Source organism: Cupriavidus basilensis OR16 (assembly GCF_000243095.1).
GTDB lineage: Bacteria > Pseudomonadota > Gammaproteobacteria > Burkholderiales > Burkholderiaceae > Cupriavidus > Cupriavidus basilensis_D.
Map to the genome: position 1 here is coordinate 1 of NZ_AHJE01000371.1, position 332 is coordinate 332.

General features: G+C 65.4%; 1 protein-coding gene. It reads right to left on the reverse strand.

Translation table 11 applies throughout. The features are described 5' to 3' along the window. Window positions 1-332 (reverse strand): response regulator transcription factor (locus OR16_RS39200; RefSeq protein ID WP_006165095.1); only part of this gene is annotated, 332 nt, incomplete at both ends.

A 332-nucleotide genomic window follows, 5' to 3' on the forward strand; every position in this document is an offset into this window, starting at 1 on the left:
TGAAGTCGGCGCCGAGCTTCTTGCGTCAGCGCGTGTATATGGACTTCCACCGTATTGCTGCTGATTTCCTCGTTCATGTTGTAGACCGCCTCGCGCAGGCGATCGTGGGTCGACAACGTGGCCCGGCTGCTCCATCAGGGCTTGCAGCACCATGAACTCGCGCATCGACAGCGCCACGATCTCGCCGGCGCAGCGCACCTCACGCGTGGCGGGGTCCAGGCGCACCGGGCCATGCGCCAGCTCGGTGCTGACGCGCCCGGCGCTACGGCGCAACAGTGCCCGGATGCGCGCGAACAGTTCGTCCAGGTCGAACGGCTTGACCAGGTAATCGT